Source organism: Aerococcus sp. L_32 (assembly GCF_050689315.1).
In genome coordinates this window covers 1-3964 of sequence record NZ_JBOEQF010000193.1, presented here as the reverse complement: position 1 = coordinate 3964, position 3964 = coordinate 1, and the positions used below count along the sequence as shown (strand labels likewise).

Annotated in this window: 3 protein-coding genes and 1 pseudogene; 1 reads left to right on the top strand and 3 read right to left on the bottom strand. The window is 42.0% G+C overall.

Translation table 11 applies throughout. The features are described 5' to 3' along the window. Nucleotides 1-667: bifunctional folylpolyglutamate synthase/dihydrofolate synthase (locus ACRCJ0_RS10205; protein WP_431390366.1), on the bottom strand; the 667-nt coding region annotated here is incomplete at its 3' end. A gap of 481 nt (nucleotides 668-1148) precedes the next feature. Between ACRCJ0_RS10205 and ACRCJ0_RS10200 the strand changes: the two genes are divergently transcribed. Beyond that, on the top strand, nucleotides 1149-2105 hold the full coding sequence (locus ACRCJ0_RS10200; protein ID WP_069285598.1) for a glutathione S-transferase family protein: 957 nt from the start codon (nucleotides 1149-1151) through the stop codon (nucleotides 2103-2105). Between the two features lie 96 nt (nucleotides 2106-2201). Here the strand turns inward: ACRCJ0_RS10200 and ACRCJ0_RS10195 are convergent, their stop codons facing one another. Next, nucleotides 2202-3482, bottom strand: coding sequence for an MFS transporter (locus ACRCJ0_RS10195; RefSeq protein ID WP_418148739.1), 1281 nt, complete (start codon nucleotides 3480-3482; stop codon nucleotides 2202-2204). Nucleotides 3483-3846: 364 nt separating this feature from the next. After that, nucleotides 3847-3964, bottom strand: a pseudogene (locus tag ACRCJ0_RS10190) (uracil-DNA glycosylase family protein); the annotation flags it as partial.

Sequence of the window (3964 nt, the reverse complement as noted above, 5' to 3'; positions counted from 1 at the left end):
TTATATCCCCTGGCTTGACTTCATGTATAGGCACTTGAAGGCGGTCAGCTTGTTGTGTGATGGCTCTTTTCGCCTCATCAACTTGCGGATATAATACCAAGGGCACACCTGTTTTCAAGATGCCGGCCTTCTCACCTGCGATTTCAGCTAGTGTGTCGCCGAGGATTTTCTGGTGGTCCAGGGCAATTTTCGTGATGGCCGTGACCAGTGGTTGGTTGATGATATTAGTAGCGTCCAATCTGCCACCCAAGCCAACTTCTAAGACGACAAAATCTACCTGATTTGCCTCAAAGGTCAACCAAGCAAGTCCGGTAAAGACCTCAAACTCGGTGTAATATTCATCCGGTCCTAATGCTGCCGTCATCCGGTCAACTTGTGCCATGAGCTGGGTGTCAGTGATTTGTTGGCCATTGATTTGAATGCGCTCGTTGAAGTCGACTAAGGACGGGGAAGTGAATAAGCCAACCTTGTAGCCGGCTGCTTGTAAGATAGTGGCCACCATTTTGGCGGTTGACCCTTTGCCGTTTGTCCCAGCGATATGAATGGTTGGGAGTTGATTTTCTGGATGGTTAAAGTGCGCCATTAACTGTTTCATCGACGCTAATCCTAACACCATTTCGCCGGCGGGTGCTAGGGGCAACTTTGCTTGAAGTGATTCGTAACGCAATGGATAAGCCTCTTTTCGTGATCTATTATGAGTAGAAGATCTTTAAACCGTCTTCTAAAACGTCTATAGGTAGGATTTAGCAGGTGGATGCACCATTTAATACCAACAACATTCGGTATTTTCTTAAAACACATGCCCCGACCTGCCATAGCCATACCTAGTCCCATTAAGTATAGCTAACTTTTAATTGTTAGTCATCAAGGATTACTCAAAAAAACATAGTTCGTGTTTGAAGCGATGCCTATGCGTTAGAAGGGAGCCGGATATCACGCCCAATGTTGGATGGTCCCACCGCAAGTAGATTTCTGCAGGGCAGACAGGGGATGTTATAGCAAGCGGATGCAGAAGGCCTGCCATTAATAACAGTATCCTATCCTCTCTCCCATCAACCCCTATCACTTGAGAAATACAGTCAACTATATTACAATAAGTCATATATTAATTTGAAATCGAATTATTATTTCTAAAAGGAGATGAATGCATGGGATTACTAGTAGACGGCGTTTGGAAGGACCAATGGTATGACACAGAATCAACAGGTGGTCGTTTCGTCCGCAAAGACTCACAATTCAGAAACTGGATTACAACTGACGGTGCACCAGGGCCTTCAGGTGAAGGTGGCTTTAAAGCAGAAGCAGGGCGCTACCACTTATACGTTTCACTAGCGTGTCCATGGGCTAGCCGTACCTTAATGTTGCGTAAATTAAAAGGCTTAGAAGACATGATTTCTATTTCTATCGTGAACCCAATTATGTTGGAAAACGGCTGGACATTTGCACCAGACCAAGGTGTCATTCCTGACCCTGTTCTAGATGCTGACTTCTTATACCAAGTCTATACACACGCAGATCCTAATTACACAGGCCGTGTAACAGTACCTGTTTTATATGACAAGGAAAAAGATACCATCGTCAACAACGAATCATCTGATATTATGTTGATGTTGAACTCAGCCTTTGACGAAATAGGTGCCATTGAAGGTGACTACTACCCTGAAGAATTGCGCGACCAAATCAAAGAAATGGATGACTTTGTCTATCCAAACATCAACAACGGTGTTTATAAAGCTGGTTTTGCGACAGATCAAGCGGTTTATGAAGAAGAAGTTGGTCATGTATTTGATGCCCTAGAAAAATTAGACGGTATCCTAGCTGACAAAAAATTCTTATTAGGCGACAAATTAACAACATCTGACATCCGCTTGTTCCCAACATTAATCCGTTTCGAGCATGTCTACTATGGTCACTTCAAGTGCAATATCAAACACTTAACTGACTTTGAAAATGTATGGCGTTATACGCGTGAAATCTACAACATGGCAGGTATTTCTGACACAGTTGATTTCTACCACATCCAACACCACTACTATGGTAGCCATCCGACAATTAACCCGAACGGCATTATTCCAGCGGGGCCAGCAATCTCTTTAGATATCTAAGATGACTGCAAACAATTAAATAAGCCAATACGAAAAAACTGGTGGTCACTATTAAAAAGTGATCACCAGTTTTTCCTTTTGTTATGAGCAGGTTACCTATCCTTTTACCCCGTCTTCTTTAACGCCTAGTAATAAGGCACCCCCGATAATAAAGAGGATAATTAAACCAAAGACCCCATTCAAGGAATTACCTGTCATTTGGGTGATAATCCCTAATAAGGTTGTCCCGATAATGGAAGAGAACTTTCCGAAAACATTATAGATGCCGAAGAATTCATTCGTTTTGCCTTCTGGTACTAATTTTCCAAACATCGAACGTGACAAGGCTTGTAAGCCACCTTGAGCCGTCCCAACCATACAAGCTAGTATAAAGAAATCAGTCGCTGTTTCCATACTTAAGGCATAGATACAGATAATGATATAAGTCACAATCCCTACATAGATAATTTTCTTATCTCCGAATCGTTTGGCCAGCTGCCCGTATAATACTGTGAATGGAAAGGCCACAATTTGAACGATCAATAAAACCACTACAAGGACTGTCGCTTCAATCCCTAAGTCAGTTGCTACAGCCGTTGCCATTGAAATAATCGTCCCTACCCCGTCGATATATAAGAAATAAGCCAATAGGAATATAAATAACTGACGGTATTGGGCCATGTCTTTGATGGTATTTTTCACCCGTTTAAAGGAATCGCGAATGGGGCTTGGACTTGGGTTGATCCAAGATTTTTGTTGGACATTTTGCCAATAAGGAATGGTAAAGGCAAACCACCAAATAGCGGTTAATACAAAGGCTGCTCTGGTTAACCAATCTAGGGTAAACGGCATAGCATCAATATTTAACATAAAAACTAAATAGAATAAGAATGGTACACAAGACCCGATATAGCCCATACCGTAACCCATTGAAGATACGCGAGACATCCGGGTTTTAACCGTTACATCAAGCAGTGAAGCATCATAAAAGACATTTGACGATGAAAAACCGATATTGGATAAAACATATAAAATTAATAAGATTAACCAAGCCATTCCCCAAGTCCCACCTGGTGTAAAAGCCATCAACAATATAGAAATAATACCTAACAAGGTCCCCATCGTAAACAAGGGCTTTCTAAAACCTCGGTATTCAGCGATAGACCCTAAAATCGGTGCCATCAAGCCTACTAAGGCCGTTCCGATAGAATTGGCATAAGACAAGTAGGCGGTTGAATCTGCGTCCGCAACTCCCGCCCCTTCTGCGATTGCCTTATAAAACAAGGGAAATAATGTTGCTGTGATAACTAAGGAATAAGCTGAATTCCCTGTATCCTGTAAAACCCACGACCATTCTTCTTTGGTGTAACCCCAAAATTTTTTACCTATCTCTGCCATGACTTGCCTCCGTATTTTTATTTTTGTTGATGGTAGTTGTAAACCGCTAATTCAACAATTAAGTCATAAGGAATTTCTGAATAATAGGGAAATTGTAAGGTCCCTTGCCTGACCTAAGATCTGCCCCCTTGTCCTCAAAAGTAACAATCGTTTTCGGGAAGGGATAAATCCCAAGGTAACACTTGTTGCTCCCGTAGTGGGTAACCATCTCCTTATCAAAAAGGGTTTGTATGCCATAGGAAATTTTCTCCTGACAAGCTGGCAATGCCGACGCTAGCTTATGTCATAACTTCATTAAAATGGCTTGGACATCATCTGCATGATCTGCAACATAGTCATCGATTGCTAGTACCTGGTCAATTACCTAGTCCTCCTTGATATACGTCTGTATCATCTCTTTAAAATCAGGTAGTACATCTGTTTCAAACCAAGGATTTTTCTTCATCCACCTTTGGTTTAAAGGGGACGGATGGACCAGGGGA

Excerpts from the sequence above, each read along its gene's own strand:
- ACRCJ0_RS10200 (WP_069285598.1), top strand. The coding sequence starts at position 1,149 with ATGGGATTACTAGTAGACGGCGTTTGGAAGGACCAATGGTATGACACA.
- ACRCJ0_RS10195 (WP_418148739.1), bottom strand. The coding sequence starts at position 3,482 with ATGGCAGAGATAGGTAAAAAATTTTGGGGTTACACCAAAGAAGAATGG.